This window comes from Cryobacterium breve, assembly GCF_027594785.1.
In the GTDB taxonomy this organism is placed as follows: domain Bacteria; phylum Actinomycetota; class Actinomycetes; order Actinomycetales; family Microbacteriaceae; genus Cryobacterium; species Cryobacterium breve_A.
In genome coordinates this window covers 3,912,649-3,927,269 of the sequence record NZ_CP075584.1, presented here as the reverse complement: position 1 = coordinate 3,927,269, position 14,621 = coordinate 3,912,649, and the positions used below count along the sequence as shown (strand labels likewise).

At 70.7% G+C, this 14,621-nt stretch carries 12 protein-coding genes and 3 pseudogenes; 8 read left to right on the top strand and 7 right to left on the bottom strand.

Features of this window, described 5'->3' with window-relative positions:
• Nucleotides 1-86 precede the first annotated feature (86 nt).
• Nucleotides 87-1,301: pseudogene (fdhA, locus tag KIV56_RS19155) on the bottom strand (formaldehyde dehydrogenase, glutathione-independent).
• Between the two features lie 180 nt (nucleotides 1,302-1,481).
• Here fdhA and KIV56_RS20735 point away from each other — a divergent pair.
• The 7 genes and pseudogenes from KIV56_RS20735 to KIV56_RS19120 form a co-directional block, all read left to right on the top strand.
• A pseudogene (locus KIV56_RS20735) lies at nucleotides 1,482-2,685 on the top strand (ThiF family adenylyltransferase); the annotation flags it as partial.
• Between the two features lie 108 nt (nucleotides 2,686-2,793).
• Nucleotides 2,794-4,200: a molybdopterin molybdotransferase MoeA gene (locus KIV56_RS20730; RefSeq protein WP_281536226.1), complete on the top strand. Its 1,407-nt coding sequence runs from the start codon at nucleotides 2,794-2,796 to the stop codon at nucleotides 4,198-4,200.
• A 104-nt stretch (nucleotides 4,201-4,304) separates the two neighbouring features.
• Nucleotides 4,305-4,814: a cyclic pyranopterin monophosphate synthase MoaC gene (gene moaC, locus KIV56_RS19140; RefSeq protein ID WP_281536225.1), complete on the top strand. Its 510-nt coding sequence runs from the start codon at nucleotides 4,305-4,307 to the stop codon at nucleotides 4,812-4,814.
• Nucleotides 4,815-4,966: 152 nt separating this feature from the next.
• A complete protein-coding gene (locus tag KIV56_RS19135; protein WP_281534669.1) occupies nucleotides 4,967-5,818 on the top strand; it encodes a molybdenum cofactor guanylyltransferase in 852 nt (283 codons plus the stop codon).
• Nucleotides 5,815-6,102, top strand: a complete 288-nt coding sequence (locus tag KIV56_RS19130) for a DUF6457 domain-containing protein (protein WP_281534668.1) — start codon at nucleotides 5,815-5,817, stop codon at nucleotides 6,100-6,102. The genes KIV56_RS19135 and KIV56_RS19130 overlap by 4 nt, the downstream gene beginning before the upstream one ends.
• Nucleotides 6,102-6,341 carry a MoaD/ThiS family protein gene (locus KIV56_RS19125; RefSeq protein WP_281534667.1) on the top strand — a complete coding sequence of 80 codons (240 nt, stop codon included), beginning with the start codon at nucleotides 6,102-6,104 and terminating at the stop codon, nucleotides 6,339-6,341. Before KIV56_RS19130 ends, KIV56_RS19125 begins: the two co-directional genes overlap by 1 nt.
• A 146-nt stretch (nucleotides 6,342-6,487) precedes the next feature.
• Nucleotides 6,488-8,272 carry an HNH endonuclease signature motif containing protein gene (locus KIV56_RS19120; RefSeq protein ID WP_281534666.1) on the top strand — a complete coding sequence of 595 codons (1,785 nt, stop codon included), beginning with the start codon at nucleotides 6,488-6,490 and terminating at the stop codon, nucleotides 8,270-8,272.
• Between the two features lie 210 nt (nucleotides 8,273-8,482).
• Here the strand turns inward: KIV56_RS19120 and KIV56_RS19115 are convergent, their stop codons facing one another.
• Nucleotides 8,483-8,923: a molybdenum cofactor biosynthesis protein MoaE gene (locus tag KIV56_RS19115; protein WP_281534665.1), complete on the bottom strand. Its 441-nt coding sequence runs from the start codon at nucleotides 8,921-8,923 to the stop codon at nucleotides 8,483-8,485.
• Between the two features lie 200 nt (nucleotides 8,924-9,123).
• Here KIV56_RS19115 and KIV56_RS19110 point away from each other — a divergent pair, with 200 nt between their 5' ends.
• Entirely contained in the window at nucleotides 9,124-10,632 is a 1,509-nt protein-coding gene (locus KIV56_RS19110; protein ID WP_281534664.1) for a leucyl aminopeptidase family protein, read from the top strand.
• A 177-nt stretch (nucleotides 10,633-10,809) separates the two neighbouring features.
• On the opposite strand, the pseudogene KIV56_RS19105 reads toward KIV56_RS19110, so the two are convergent.
• The 5 genes and pseudogenes from KIV56_RS19105 to KIV56_RS19085 all read right to left on the bottom strand — a co-directional run.
• Nucleotides 10,810-11,841: pseudogene (locus KIV56_RS19105) on the bottom strand (acetyl-CoA C-acyltransferase); the annotation flags it as partial.
• Between the two features lie 65 nt (nucleotides 11,842-11,906).
• Complete coding sequence (locus tag KIV56_RS19100; RefSeq protein WP_281534663.1) at nucleotides 11,907-12,584, bottom strand: 3-oxoacid CoA-transferase subunit B; 678 nt, start codon at nucleotides 12,582-12,584, stop codon at nucleotides 11,907-11,909.
• Between the two features lies 1 nt (nucleotide 12,585).
• Nucleotides 12,586-13,416, bottom strand: a complete 831-nt coding sequence (locus tag KIV56_RS19095; RefSeq protein WP_281534662.1) for a CoA transferase subunit A — start codon at nucleotides 13,414-13,416, stop codon at nucleotides 12,586-12,588.
• A gap of 21 nt (nucleotides 13,417-13,437) precedes the next feature.
• On the bottom strand, nucleotides 13,438-13,809 hold the full coding sequence (locus tag KIV56_RS19090) for a carboxymuconolactone decarboxylase family protein (RefSeq protein ID WP_348648427.1): 372 nt from the start codon (nucleotides 13,807-13,809) through the stop codon (nucleotides 13,438-13,440).
• Entirely contained in the window at nucleotides 13,733-14,416 is a 684-nt protein-coding gene (locus tag KIV56_RS19085; protein ID WP_281536223.1) for an alpha/beta fold hydrolase, read from the bottom strand. Before KIV56_RS19085 ends, KIV56_RS19090 begins: the two co-directional genes overlap by 77 nt.
• Nucleotides 14,417-14,621: the final 205 nt, after the last annotated feature.

Below are 14,621 nucleotides of genomic sequence, written 5' to 3'. Positions count from 1 at the left end.
ACCCTGGCCCAGCGACACGGATGCCCGGCCAGGGCGGCCCTGGCCGGGCATCCGCTCGACACGGTTGCGGTTACGTCACTGATTCACTACTTGACGTAACCGTTCGGGTTGAGCACATATTTCACGGACTTGCCGGCGTCGAACTCGGCGTAGCCGCGCGGCGCGTCCTCGAGGCTGATCGCCTGGGCGTTGACGGCCTTGGCGATCTGCACCTTGTCGTTGAGGATCGCCATCATGAGCTGGCGGTTGTACTTCATCACCGGGCACTGGCCCGTCGTGAAGGACAACGACTTCGCCCAGCCGAGGCCGAGCCGGATCGAGAGCGACCCGACCTTCGCGGCCTCGTCGACCCCGCCCGGGTCACCCGTGACGTACAGCCCGGGGATGCCGAGCGCACCACCGGCCGCCGTGATCGTCATGAGCGAGTTGAGCACCGTCGCCGGACGCTCCTCCCCCGCGGCCTGGCCGTGCCCGCGGGCCTCGAAGCCGACCGCGTCGACGGCGCAGTCGACCTCTGGCACACCGAGGATCTGCTCGATCTGGTCCTGCGGGTCGCCCTAGCGCAGGTCGACCGTCTCGCAGCCGAAGCTGCGGGCCTGGGCGAGCCGCTCCTCGTTGAGGTCGCCGACGATGACGGCGGCCGCTCCGAGCAGGTGCGCGGAGGCCGCAGCCGCAAGGCCGACGGGTCCGGCACCGGCGACGTAGACCGTCGACCCGACGCCGACATTGGCGCTCACCGCCCCGTGGAACCCGGTGGGGAAGATGTCCGAGAGCATGGTCAGGTCCATGATCTTCGCGAGCGCCTGGTCACGGTCCGGGAACTTCAGGAGGTTCCAGTCCGCATACGGCACGAGAACGTACTCGGCCTGGCCGCCGACCCAACCGCCCATGTCGACATAGCCGTATGCGCTGCCGGGGCGGTCGGGGTTGACGTTCAGGCAGATCCCGGTCTTGCGCTCCTTGCAGTTGCGACAGCGACCGCAGGAGATATTGAACGGGACCGACACGATGTCGCCGACCTTGATGAACTCGACATCGGGCCCGGTTTCGACGACCTCTCCGGTGATCTCGTGCCCGAGCACGAGGTCGGCGGGGGCGGTCGTGCGCCCGCGGACCATGTGCTGGTCCGAGCCGCAGATGTTGGTGCTGACCGTGCGGAGTATGACCCCGTGCGGTACCTTCCGGCCGACATTGGCCGGGTTGACGCCGGGCCCGTCCTTCAGTTCGAAGGTGGGGTAGTCGATGTCGATGACCTCGACGTGCCCCGGGCTCTTGTAGGCAACTGCTCTGTTCCCTGTCATTACATACCTTCCTAGGTTCTGCCTTGTTCCTCTGGACACGACCACTTCGGTCGTGCGAGATTGCAGTCTTGCTAGTTGGTGCGCTGTGGGGGTGGTACGGCACACTCTGGTGCCGTCTTCGACGAAACACCCATCGGCGGGGGATATCAAGGGGGTGGCGAAGACTCTGGGCGGATGCGGATGCGCGGGCCGCCGGGAGCGCCTAGCGTAAGGGGCATGGCCCTTCCTCCCCTTGTCGAACCCGTCGCCCGGCTCACCCCGACCGAATCCGTGCGCACCGCCCGCCAACGCCGCCTGCCGCAGGCTCGACGAGCTCGGCCAGCGTCGCCTCGCGAACGCGAAGGTGCTCGTGCTCGGCGCGGGCGGCCTCGGCTCCCCCGCCCTGCTCTACCTGGCGGCGGCCGGGATCGGCACGATCGGCATCGTCGACGGCGACGACGTCGAGCCGAGCAACCTGCAGCGCCAGATCGTGCACGGGCAGGCGGATGTCGGCAGACCGAAAGTCGTGAGCGCCGCGGAGTCCATCGCGGCCATCGCTCCCGCCACCATCGTCGTTCAGCATTCCGAGCGACTCGACCACGGCAACGCCCGCGCGCTCATCTCCGGGTACGACCTCGTGATCGACGGCACAGACAACTTCCCGACCCGGTTCCTCGTGAACGACGTCAGCGCCGAACTGGGGAAGCCGCTCGTCTGGGCATCCGTGCTGCGCTTCGACGCCCAGCTCTCGGTGTTCTGGGCCACCCCGCCCGCAGGGAGCGGCGTTGCGGGCGTGCAGCTGCGGGACCTGTTCCCGAATCCGCCGGCAGAGGGCGAAGTGCCCAGTTGCGCGGAGGCCGGTGTGCTCGGCGCCCTGTGCGGGCAGGTCGGTTCGCTGATGGCGACAGAGGCCATCAAGCTCATCGCCGGCATCGGCGCACCGTTGATCGGGCGGGTACTCGTGATCGACGCCCTCTCCGGGCGGTTCACCGAAGTACCCCTCGTCGGCGGAGATCCCGAAGGACACGCACGCGCCGCCCGGGAGGCCACTGCCTCGGCACTGACTGCCGCCGGGGCCGGAACCGAGCCGGCTCCCGTCAGTGCCTGGCCGACGCTGTCCGCGGGCGAACTCGTCTCCCGTCTGGCCGCGCGCGCACACGGCGCGGACGACTTCATCGTCCTCGACGTGCGCGAGCCGGGAGAGCACGCCGAGAGCGCCGTCCCCGGCTCGCTGCTGCTCCCCCTCGACCAGCTGCGCAGCCCGGAGGGCCTCGCGTCGATCCCCCGGGACGTGCCTCTCGTGCTGCACTGCGCACAGGGGCCGCGCGCCCGGAGCGCCGCTGCCGCGCTCGCCGCCGATGGCTTCACCGACCTGACCCTGCTCGAGGGCGGGATCATCGCGTGGGACGCCGCCGTCGCCGAGGGCTCGGCGCCCGGGTCAGGAGAGAAGTGGTCCACCCAGTGGTCGGGGACCTGGTCTCCGGAGTGGTCCCTCGAAGCGCGGAGCCTGACCGTGGTCGGACCGGAGGACGGCCAGGCCCGGCCCCGTGACCACGCGAGGCACGGCGGGCACGCCGACGCGGCATCCGCCCGCCCGGTCGCCGAGCATCTCGACTGGATTCTCGCGCAGCTGCCCATTCTCGAGCCCGTCCGGGTGCCGCTCGACCATGCGCTCGGGCTCGCCCTCACCGAGCCGGTCACGAGCGCGACGGACACCCCACCGTTCGACAACTCGGCGATGGACGGGTACGCCGTGCGGCGCGCCGACCTGCTCGCCGCAGGCCCCGGGAGCCCGATCGTGCTGCCCGTGGTCGCCGATCTCGCCGCCGGCACCGCGCAGAACCCGCGCATCGACGCCGGGCAGGTCGCCCGCATCATGACCGGGGCGCCGATCCCCGACGGGGCGGATGCCGTCGTGCCGATCGAGGACACCGACCGGGGCATCGACCGGGTCGGCATTCTCCGGGCCCCGGAGCCGGCCGCCCACATCCGCAGGGCCGGCAGCGATGCGGCGGCCGGTGACACCGTGCTGCGGGCAGGCACGACGCTCTGGCCGACCCGGATCGCCGCGGCCGCGAGCGCCGGCCGGGCGGAGCTGCTCGTGCACCCGGCGCCCCGCGTCGCCGTGATCTCGACCGGCGACGAACTCATCGTGCCGGGAACCCCCGCGCGGCGCGGCCAGATCCCCGACTCCAACTCGTACCTGCTCGCCGCCGCAGTGGCCCAGGCCGGCGGCGTCGTGCACCGGATCGGGGCGGTGCGTGACAACGAAGAGTCGCTGCGCACCGTGCTCGACTCCCTGATCGGCACGGTCGACGCGATCATCCTCTCCGGAGGCGTCAGCGTCGGGGCGTACGACGTCGTCAAGGCCGTGCTCGCACCGCTCGGCATCTGGTTCGGCCCCGTGCGGATGCAACCGGGCAAGCCGCAAGGCTTCGGCCGTTTGCCTGCAGCCGGCACCGGCAGCAGTACAGGCACCGCCAGCACCAACGCCGGCGCCGGCGCCAACGACAGCAGGATCGGCAACCGCAGCGCGACCGGGGACACGGTCGCAGCCGGAAGCGAAGCACCCGGTCCGATCGTGTTCGCCCTGCCCGGCAACCCGGTCAGCGCATTCGTCTCCTTCGAGGCCTTCGTGCGCCCGGCGCTCCTGTTCATGGGCGGCCACGGCACCATCACCCGTCCGATGGTCACGGGGACCGTCGCCCGCGGCTGGAGCTCACCCGCTGGACGGCAGCAATACATGCCCGTCGTCTGCGAACGCCGTGGCCACGAGACCCTCGTCTGGCCCGCCACCTCCGGCGGTTCCGGCTCGCATCTCGTCGCCGGGCTCGGCCAGGCCGAGGGCCTCGCCATCGTCACGGAGGACTGCGACACCGTGGCGGAGGGCGACCTGCTCCCTGTCATGCTGGTGATATGAGTCATGCTGGTGGTATGACTTCCGCCCGAGACGAAACAGCCGCCGCCCGAACCGACGGGCAGGCTGCACCCGGTGTGCAGGCCGTCCAGGCAGGGCAATCTCCTCTGACAGGACAGACCGCTCAGGCAGGACAGGCCGACCAGCCGTTCACCCATCTCAATACGGCCGGCCAGGCCCGGATGGTCGACGTGACCGAGAAGCAGCCGACCGTGCGCAGCGCAACCGCCGCCGGATTCGTGTTCTGCGGGCCCCTCGTGGTCGCCGCGCTTCGCGACGGCACGACGCCCAAGGGCGACGTTCTCGCCGTCGCACGCATCGCAGGCATCCAGGGCGCGAAGAAGTGCGCGGACCTGCTCCCCCTCGCCCACGTGATCGGGGTGCACGGCGCAGCGGTCGACCTCACGATCGAGGACACCGGTGTGCGGGTGGCTGCGACCATTCGCACAGCCGACCGCACCGGGGTCGAGATGGAGGCGCTCACGGCGGTGTCGATCGCTGCGCTGGCGGTCGTCGACATGGTCAAGGGGCTGGACAAGTCTGTCAGCGTCGGGGACATCCGCCTGATCAGCAAGACCGGCGGCAAGTCCGGCGACTGGCTGCGCCCATCGAAGTAGGACCCGCCACCATGCCTGGACCCCTCGCCCCGAACCAATTCGACGGAGTTTTGGGGAAAAATGCACCTGGGAAGTCCGAAAACGCGTATTTTGCGCAAAATCTCCGTCGAATTGGTTCGGGGCCGGCCGCTACGGGGCCGATCGACCTGATCGTGCTCGCCGGCGGCCGCGGCAGCCGACTCGGCGGCGCCGTCAAGCCCGCCGTCGAGGTCGCCGGCCGAACGCTACTGTCCCGGGTGCTCGATGCGCGCACGCTCGCCCGTCGAGTCGTCATCGTAGGGCCAGCGTCAGCACGTTCCGCTGCCGGTCCTGAGGCGACCGGAGCGCTCTGGGCGCTCGAGGACCCACCGTTCGGCGGCCCCGTCGCGGGCATCGCCGCCGGCCTCGCCGCGCTCGCCCGGCCGGTACCGGCACCCGTATCCGCATCCGCATCCGCATCCACACCGGGAGCCACGTCCGTCGCACGCGAGACCGAACCGATACCCGATGCCGATGCCGAGGCCGGACGCGGACTCGGAGTCGGAGTCGGAGTCGGGCCCGAGACTGCGCCCTCACCCGAAGCTGGACCCGCACCCGCAAGCACGGCACCCGTCCCGGCGGAGTGGCTGCTCGTGCTCGCGTGCGACCTGCCCTGGGCCGCGGCTGCCGCCGGCACCCTCGTCGCAGCCCTCGCTGACCAGGCCGTCGCTGATCGTGCGGGCACGAATACCTCCGGCACGGACGCCATCGACGGTCTGCACCTGTCGGATCCGGACGGTCACCCGCAGTGGCTCGCCGGCCTTTACCGGGCGAGCGCCCTGAGGAACGCCGCCGCGCGTCTGGGCCCCCGGGCAGGCGGGGCGAGCATGCGCGCCCTCCTGGCCGGGCTGCGTCTCGTCGGAGTCGCCGACGAGACCGGCAGCGGCCGCGACGTGGACACGTGGGAGGATGTTGAGTGGAGCACCGCGCTCCTGTCGGCACCCAGCCCGATCAGCACCACCCCTCCGAGGAGCGAAACCGAATGAGCACCTCCACCCCCTTGCCTCCCGAGGCCCTCGATGACTGGCTTGCCGTCCTCGCCGCCGGACTCGACCTCGATCCGGCCGACGTTCCGGTCGGCGTGCTCCTGGACGTCGCCCGCGACGTCGCCCACGGCGTCGCCCGTCCCGCCGCCCCGCTCAGCACGTTCCTCGTCGGTTTCGCCGCTGCCCGCAACGGCGGCACTGCGGCAGACGTCGAGCAGGCAAGCGCGACCGCTACCCGGCTCGCCCTCGACTGGTCGTCGACGCACCCCACCGAGCCGCGCTAGTGGCCGGCATCCGTTTCTTCGCGGCCGCGGCGGAGGCCGCAGGCAGCGAGACCACGACCGTCGACGTTGCGAGCATCGGCGATCTTCGAATGATTCTGTCCGACCGGCACGGCGCCGAGTTCGCCAAAATCCTGTCGCGTTGTTCCCTGCTGGTCAACGGCATCCGGGCAGCGGATGACGCGGTGCCACTTGCCGGAACCGACACCGTCGACGTGTTGCCCCCCTTCGCCGGAGGCTGAGCCTCACTCGGCTCTCCCCGGGTCCCGACCGGGTCTGCAGACCGCAAAAATGACGGACTCTCCTCACCAGGTGCCTGATCAGGAGGGGTTTCCACAGACCTGAGTCTTGCTCAGAGAGTGTCGGTGGTCGGTCGTAACGTGGGGGCATGACCACCCTCCCGGAGTCGCCCGCTTCACCCGATCAGCCGCACGCCGACCGGGTGTTCCGTGAGCCGGTGCAGGGCGGCGTGCTCGCCGGGTTGCGGTCGCTGGCGGATGTCGTCACCGGGCTTGGCGGCTCGTCGGCCGTTGTGGACGCACTCACCGACGAGGCCGTGTTGGAGGGGCAGGTGTTGATCGCCGGTGCCCGGCGGGCGCTCGACACTCAGGCGGCATGGTTCGCGGCGACCCTGGCCCGCCGGTCGCGGCCTGAACTCGGCGGGAAGGGCCTCGCGGCCCGGAAAGGTTATCGCTCCCCGGAAGACCTGCTGCAGGCCATCTCCGGGTCGAGCAAGGGCGACGCGGCCAAGCTGCTCGCGGTCGGCCGCCTCCTCGCGGAGGCCGACGCCGCCGAGAAGGCCGCCCGGGAAGCCGCCGAGGCGCAGACGCTGTTCGACGAGACTCCGCCCCTCGACGGGAACGACGGACCGCCGCCCCTCGACGGGACGGCCCCGCACCTTCCGCCGGTTCCGCCGACCGCGGTGCCGCCGTGGCACGCCCCAATCGGCCGGGCCCTCGCCGAGGGCTGGCTGAGCGTGGAGAAGGCCGATGCGCTCCGCAAGGGTCTGGGTGACCTGGACCGGGCGATCACACCGGAGAAACTCGCGTCCGCCCTCGGCCGGCTCCTCGCGGAGGCACGAACCCTGAACGCGGACCAGTTGTTCAAGCGGGCCCGCCGGGTGCGGGACGTGCTCGATGAGGCCGGCATCGCCGCCCGCGAGAAAGCCGCCTACGACGACCGGTCCCTGCGGTTCTACCGGCTCCACACGGGGCAGGTACGCCTGGTCGGCCTGTTCGCCCCGGAAGACGGCGAATACCTGATGCAGACCTACGACGCCATCACGAGCCCGCGCCGCGGCGGGGTGAGGTTCGTCGACAAGGAGCAGGCCGCGTGGGCGAAGCGGGTGCAAGACGACCCGCGCACGACCGAACAACTCACCGCGGACGCGTTCCTCGCTCTGATCAAACTCGGTGTGATGGCCGACCCGAAGCGCATCGCCGGGGGTCGCAGCCCCGCCGTGCGCATGGTCACCATCCGCCCCAGGAGCACCGCCCCGACCGGCGCTGCCCCGACCGGGGTCGTGTCGACCGGTAAGCCACCCACCGGGCTAACGTCAACCAGAGCCGCACAGACCGGGACCGCACCCACCGGCGCCTCACAATCCGGGACCACGTCTATCGTGGCCGCAGCCGGTGGAACGGAACCGGGCGGCTCGACTCCCACCGCCCGGGATGAGCTCGCATCCGACGTCGGGTCGGGCCCCGGAACCGAGACGCCCGCACTCGAGCCCGGCGTCATCGAGGGCACTGCGGTCACGGTCTCGGCCGAAACCGTCGAACGCAACCTCTGCGACAGCGGACTCCTCAACGTCACCTTCGACGACCACGGCCACGGTGTCGACCTCGGCCGCGAACAACGCACCTTCTCCCCGCCCCAACGGGCCGCCCTCGCCCTTCGGGACGGCGGCTGCATGTGGCCCGGCTGCGACCGACCACCCTCCTGGACCGAAACGCATCACATCGAGCACTGGAAAGACGACGAAGGCCCCACCAACCTCGACCAAGGCATCCTGCTCTGCCGGGCCGACCACCTCAGACTCCACAACGAACACTGGCGCATCACCCGAGACGACACCGGCCGATACTGGCTCACCCCACCACCCGCACTCGACCCCGAACAGAGACCCACCCTCCTCACCAGCAAAAGCCAGATTCTCCGCGGCACCGACTGAGTCGGCGAAGGATCGGCGCAGCAAACGCGACAGCGGGGACAGGCTCGACGGGCCCGACTCGTCGGGCCCGATGCGCTCGACAGGCTCGTACGCCAGGGAGGACCGAGCGCCGGGTCCGCTACGGAACCGCTGTGCAGCAGACGCCGGGTCGATTGGGAGCGACGCCCCTTACGCGAACGGAAGCCAGAGATGCCAGAGTCGCCGGAGGCGCTAGAGACCCAGGCCGACCCAGGCGTGGGTGCCGTCGACTTCGTACTGCTTCTTCCAGATCGGCACCTCGGCTTTGACCGCCTCGACGAGTCGCTCGCAGACCTGGAAGGCGTCGGCACGGTGCGCACTCGCGACGGCGGCGACGAGGGCGAGGTCGCCCACCTCGAGGTGGCCGATCCGGTGACTCACCACGAGCTCGACCGCGGGGTTCCCGGTCCGAAACCGGGCGGCGATCTCCGAGAGGATGCGCCCGGCATCCGGATGGGCGCTGTAGTCGAGGCCCGTCACGGTGCCCGCGGCATCGGGATCATGGTCGCGCACCTGGCCGACGAAAGTCACCACGGCGCCCGCCGACCGCGAGGACACCGCGAGGACATGCGCGGTGACATCGAGAGTCTGGTCGGTCACGAGGGACAGCGGCGGTATGCGTTCGGATTCCACAGCCCCAGAGTACCCGCGGTCGCCGGGATGCGCAGACGATATCCGCACCGTGCCCCTGGGCACTACTGTGCCGGCGAGCACCCGCACAGACTCGACGACAACCTCCCCGGACGACCTCCCTGAGCGGCATTGTGCGGCAATATACTGGCGCCGGCGGAAACCATTCACCGTCGAATCGACAGCCGGAACGAGGTTCACTGATGCCGCACCAACCCCACAGACTGATCCCCGCGAGTTTCACTCCCGGACCCTCGCTCGCGCTGCGCACGCGCGTCGAGATCACGCCAGACTTCGGTCCGGGCGCCACGATCGCCGGCTATGCAGTCTCGAGTGACGGGCCCGTTCCCGCGGCTATCGGGCTCGACCGTGCTGCGCTCACGGAGGCCGGGTTCACGGGGGCTGTCGGCCAAACGCTCGTGCTGCCCCAGGCATCCGCCCCGACCCTCGTCGCCGTCGGCGTCGGCGAGCAGGGGCGCCTCACGACCGCGACCCTGCGGGATGCCGCCGCCGCGTTCGCCAGGGCCGGGCGGCACGGACGCCATCTCGCGACGGACCTCGTGGAGGCCGCGAGCGGGCTCGAATCGGTCGCTGCCAGTGCCGCTGTCGTCGAGGGCGCCCTGCTCGCCCGCTATCGCTACCTCGAACTCAAGACGGCGACAACACACATTCCCCTCGAGGCGCTCGACCTCGTCGGGAGCACCGCACACGCGGTCGGTGTCTCCCGCGGCCTCGCCCTCGCCCGGGCGACGGCCCTCGCGCGCGACCTCGCGGCCGCGCCGCCCTCCCACCTCACGGCGACGATCTTTGGCGACTTCGCAGAGGCCCTCGCGCCGCAATACGGGCTCGAGGTGAGCGTCTTCGACAAGGCGGAACTCATCGAACTCGGCTGCGGCGGCCTCCTCGGCGTCAATGCCGGAAGCATCGAAGAGCCCCGGATGATCGAGGTCCGGTATCGCCCGTCCGGGCAGCCGACCGGGCATCTCGCCTTCGTCGGCAAGGGCATCATGTACGACTCGGGCGGGATCGCGCTCAAGCCGGGCGACGTCACCCACCTCGCGATGAAGATGGACATGTCCGGGGCCGGCGCGATCTTCGCGACGATGACGGCGCTGGCCGAACTCGGCTGCGAGAACGCCGTGACCGGATACCTGATGTGCACGGACAACATGCCCTCGGGTTCGGCGACGGCGATGGGCGACGTCCTCACTATCCGCGGCGGCACGACCGTCGAGGTCAAGAACACCGACGCGGAGGGGCGGCTCGTGATGGCGGACGGGCTCGTCCTGGCCACCGAAGAGGGTGTCGACGCCATCGTCGACCTTGCGACCCTCACCGGAGCGGCGCTCGTCTCCCTCGGCCCGATGATGGCGGCGCTGTTCGGCAACGACCAGGGCATCATCGACCAGGTGCGCGCCGCATCCGACCTCACCGACGAGACCGTCTGGCAGTTGCCGCTCGACCGCCGCTACCGCAACCAGCTCAATTCGGATGTCGCGGACATGTCGAACCTCGGCGGGCCATACGCCGGCGCGACGACCGCCGCCCTGTTCCTCGCTGACTTCGTCGGCGACACCCCCTGGGCGCACGTCGACATGTGCGGCCCGATGCAGTCGGACTCCGACGACTCCTGGCGCACCACGGGACCCACCGGTTTCGGCGCCCGCCTGCTCGCCGAGCTCGCGATCGGATTCCGGCCCCCGGCCGCCTGAGCACGACCGTCGGCAGCGGAACCAACCGGCCCGCCCGGACAGCGATCGCCTCCCACTACACCCGTTCGAAAACGGCGGCGAGGCCCTGGCCACCTCCGATGCACATGGTCTCGAGCAGATACCGCCCCCGGTACGATGCAGGTGCCTGCTCGCCGTCGCCAGGATGCGGGCGCCGGTCGCGCCGACGGGATGGCCCAGGGAGATGCCGGAGCCGTTCACGTTGGTGCGTTCCCAGTCGGCGTCGGTGAATTTCCACTCCCGGGTGACCGCGAGCACCTGGGCGGCGAATGCCTCGTTGAGCTCGATCAGGTCGATGTCCGCGAGGGTGAGCCCTGCGCGTTCGAGGGCCTTCTTCGTTGCGGGCACCGGTCCGATGCCCATCCGGGACGGCTCGACGCCGGCCCTGGCCCAGGTCACGAGGCGAACGAGCGGGGTGAGCCCGAGCTCCGCGGCGCGCTCCGGAGTCGTTACGAGGCACGCGGCGGCGGCGTCGTTCTGTCCGCTCGCGTTTCCGGCGGTTACCGTCGCGTCGGCATCCGTGCCCAGCAGGATGGGACGCAGCCCGGAGAGTCCGGCCAGGGTCGTGTCCGGCCGCGGGGTTTCGTCGTGGGAGACGACGACGGCGCCCTTCCGCCCCTGAATCGTGACCGGAACGATTTCGGCGTCGAAGCGGCCCTCGTCGACGGCCGTTGCGGCACGCTGCTGCGACCGCACGGCGAGCTCGTCCTGTTCGGCACGACCGATGCCGTACTCCCGGCGCAGGTTCTCCGCGGTCTCGAGCATGCCGCCGGGAACCGGAAAGTTGCGGCCGCCCGCGGTCTCCCGGCCACGACTGAGCGCGTCGCGGAGAAGCAGGCCCGGCCCTGCCGTGATTCCAAAACGGGAATCGACGGTGTAGAACGGCGCCTGGCTCATCGAGTCGACCCCGCCGGCCACGACGACGTCGCTGATGCCGGTCTGCACCTGCATCGCCGCGTCGAGCACGGCCTGCAGGCCGGAGCCGCACCGCCGGTCGAGTTGGAGCCCGCCGACGGTCACCGGCAGGCCGGCGTTGAGGGCGGCGACGCGGGCGACGGATGCCGCCTCCGCGGTCGGGTAGGCCTGCCCGAGGATCACGTCGTCGATCACGCCCCCGTCGATGCCGGTACGTTCCAGCAGGGCCGCGATCACAGCGGCGGCAAGGTCGGCCGGTGCGACAGTGGCGAACATCCCGCCGAAGCGCCCGATCGGGGTGCGCACCGGTTCGCAGATGACGACATCGCGCATCCGCTCGTTCATGCGCGGACCCCCGACAGCAGGGTGCGGATGACGCCCGGTTCCGCGGGCACGAGGAGCCGCGCACCTGTCGCGGCCTGGACCTCCGCGACGGTGAGACCCGGAGCGATCTCCCGTAGCACGAGCCCCTCCCCGGTGACGTCGATCACCGCGAGGTCGGTGATGATCCGGGTGACCACGCGCTTGCCGGTCAGGGGCAGGGAGCACTCCGCCACGATCTTGTGCTCGCCTGCACGCGTGACATGCTCCATCACGACGATCACCGTATCGGCGCCGTGCACCAGGTCCATCGCCCCGCCCATTCCCTTGATCATCTTGCCCGGCACGGCCCAGTTTGCGATGTCTCCTGTCTCCGAGACCTGCATTGCGCCGAGCACGGCCACGTCGATGACCCCGGCACGGATCATGCCGAAGCTCTGCGCGGAGTCGAAGTACGCGGCTCCGGGATTGACGGTGATGGTCTCCTTGCCGGCGTTGATCAGCTTCGGGTCCTCCTCACCCTCCCACGGGTACGCACCGACGCCGAGCACCCCGTTCTCCGAGTGCAGGATGACGTGCACCCCCTCGGGCAGGCAGTTCGGGATGAGGGTCGGCAGGCCGATCCCGAGGTTGACGTAGCTGTCGGGGGCGAGTTCCTGCGCGGCGCGGGCCGCCATCTCGTTGCGGGTCAGGGGCATGTCAGCCTTCCGTTCTGCCGGTGTGGGCGGATGCCGCGGCCGCTGCGGCGGGGGCGGCTCCCGGCCGCGGCCGGGTCGTGACCTTCTCGATCGGAAGGTCATGCGCATCCGCGTGGTTCAGCTGCACGATCCGTTGTACGTAGATGCCGGCGAGGTGCACGTCGTCCGGGTCGATCTCGCCCGGTTCGACGAGCTCGTCGACCTCGGCGATGGTGATCCGGCCGGCCATGGCTGCCGGCGGGTTGAAGTTGCGGGCCGACTTCTCGAAGACCAGGTTGCCGTGCCGGTCGCCGCGAGCGGCGCGCACCAGGGCGAAGTCGGTGACGATCGCCTCCTCGAGCACGTATTCCTGCGTCTTGCCGAGCGAGGAGAACACCCGGGTCTCCTTCGGCGGCGAGGACACCAGCACTTCCCCGTCCGGCCCGTAACGCCAGGGCAGGCCGCCGTCGGCGACCAGGGTTCCGACGCCGCTCGCGGTGAAAAATGCCGGAATGCCGCTTCCACCCGCACGGAGCCGCTCGGCGAGGGTGCCCTGCGGAGTGAGCTCGACCTCGAGTTCTCCGCCGAGGTAGCGCCGGGCGAAGTCCTTGTTCTCGCCGATGTATGACGCGATGACCCGGCTGATCCTGCCCTCCCTCAGCAGCTCGCCGAGTCCCCAGCCGTCGACGCCGCAGTTGTTGGAGACGACCCGGAGGTCGGTCGTGCCCCGATCGAGCAGGGCACGGATCAGCACGATCGGCACGCCGACGAGGCCGAAGCCGCCGACGGCGAGGGAGGCGCCGTCTGGGATGTCCGCGACGGCGGCTGCCGCTGAGGTGAACGTCTTATCCATGGAGCAGTCCTTCGGTCCGGTTCAGGGAAGTGTCGGGGTCGGTGGCGAGTCAGTGCCGGGCTCCGCGGCCACGGCTTGCTCAGCGTCCAGGGTGGCGAACGTGCTGCGCGCGATCGAGAGCGCCGAGTTCGCGGCAGGCACACCGGCGTAGATCGCGGTGTGCAGCATCGCCTCGCTGATCTCGGCGCGGCTGAGCCCGTTGGTGAGCGCGGCGCGCACGTGCATCGCGAGCTCGTTCTCGTGGCCGCCGGTGATCAGGCAGGCCAGGGTGAGGAAGCTGCGGGTGCGCCGGTCGAGGCCGGGCCTGGTCCAGATCTCACCCCAGGCGTACCGGGTGATGAAGTCCTGGAAGTCGGCGGTCTCCGGGGTGATCGCGGCGGTCGCGGCGTCCACGTGCGTGTCGCCGAGCACGGCCCGGCGCACGGCCAGGCCCGCGGCGTACACCTCGGCCGCAGTTCGTGCGGACGGATCCTGGGCCACGGCCTTTCCGTGCGACTGCTCCGCAGACGTTGCCGGGGGTATCCCCGGGGGCGTCGCCGCGAGCCTGCTCCCGAAGCAGCTCGGCGAGGTCCCGGGGCCGCTCGAGGGAGGGCAGGTGGGCTGCTCCCGCGATCTCGGCGAACCGGGCGCCGGGAATGGCCGCCGCGAGTTCGGCGACGAGGGCACTCGGCGTGGCCAGGTCGAGTTCCCCGGCCACGCAGAGCGTCTGCACGGCGATGCCGGCAACCGCCTCGCGCGCGTCGAAGCCGGCAAGCGCCTCGCAACAGAGCGCGTAGGACTCGTCGTCGATGTCGAGCAGCCGGTTCAACGCACCGGCGCCCGCCGCGGGATCGCGCTCGAGGAATCCGGGAGCGAACCAGCGCTCGGCGCTGCCGATCACCATCGAGGGCGTTCCGCTCGCGCGGATCTGCGCGGCGCGCTCGTGCCAGCCCTTCGCAGTGCCGATCCGCGCGGCCGAACAGACCACGCTGAGGCTCAGCAGTCGCCCCGGGTGGCGGATACCGAGCTCGAGCCCGACCGCTCCGCCGAGCGAGATGCCGGCGTAGTGGAAGGACTCCGGTGGGGCGTCCGGAACCGAAGGCGGCGGCCGTCGCGGAATCGACGAGGGCGATCACCGCGTCGGCGAGTTCGGCGACCGTGAACGGTTCCCGTGCGACCGGACTGATCCCGTGTCCGGGCAGGTCGAAGCTGAGCACCCGCAGGTC

What these genes read in the sequence shown, in the direction of transcription:
- KIV56_RS19130 (WP_281534668.1), top strand. Translation starts at nt 5,815, where the DNA reads ATGAGCACCTCCACCCCCTTGCCTCCCGAGGCCCTCGATGACTGGCTT.
- KIV56_RS19120 (WP_281534666.1), top strand. Translation starts at nt 6,488, where the DNA reads ATGACCACCCTCCCGGAGTCGCCCGCTTCACCCGATCAGCCGCACGCC.
- KIV56_RS19095 (WP_281534662.1), bottom strand. Translation starts at nt 13,416, where the DNA reads ATGGATAAGACGTTCACCTCAGCGGCAGCCGCCGTCGCGGACATCCCA.
- KIV56_RS19100 (WP_281534663.1), bottom strand. Translation starts at nt 12,584, where the DNA reads ATGCCCCTGACCCGCAACGAGATGGCGGCCCGCGCCGCGCAGGAACTC.
- KIV56_RS19110 (WP_281534664.1), top strand. Translation starts at nt 9,124, where the DNA reads ATGCCGCACCAACCCCACAGACTGATCCCCGCGAGTTTCACTCCCGGA.